This is a genomic window from Pseudodesulfovibrio sp. JC047, from assembly GCF_010468615.1.
Classification (GTDB): Bacteria; Desulfobacterota; Desulfovibrionia; order Desulfovibrionales; family Desulfovibrionaceae; genus Pseudodesulfovibrio.
This window is the reverse complement of sequence record NZ_WUEH01000104.1, coordinates 1-370: the sequence shown is the minus strand read 5'-3', so window position 1 is coordinate 370 and position 370 is coordinate 1. Positions and strand designations below refer to the sequence as shown.

Here is a 370-nt window from a genome sequence, read left to right as displayed (position 1 = left end):
CGGATTCGAGGTTTGCTGCTGTCTTTGAGTGTGGCCGAGCCAGCAGGTATCGACCATTGGAGTAAAGCCGCTATTGCAGCTCTGGCAATCATTCCACTGCCGCCCGGCGCAGACGATTATCGAACAAGCTTACTCGATGAATTAAACTATTTTTCAGCCGCACAACGTCAAATTGATTTACGCTTACGCATCACTTCCAAGGAACAAGACGAGGCAAGACGCATTGCCGCAATGAGGTCCGTTCCTGGAGTAGGCGAAGTCGTGGCAACGACATTTGCGGCGGAAATATTCCGCCCAGAACGATTCAACCGTAGCGAGGAGGTCACGGCTTATTTAGGTCTTGCGCCAGTTGTACGACAAAGTGGTTTGA

The 370-nt window shown here is 51.1% G+C and carries 1 protein-coding gene; it reads left to right on the top strand.

Annotated features, from left to right (window positions below; genetic code table 11):
* Positions 1-12: 12 nt before the first annotated feature.
* Positions 13-370, top strand: a 358-nt coding sequence (locus GO013_RS16805) for a transposase (RefSeq protein WP_163813197.1), incomplete at its 3' end; no start/stop codon positions are given.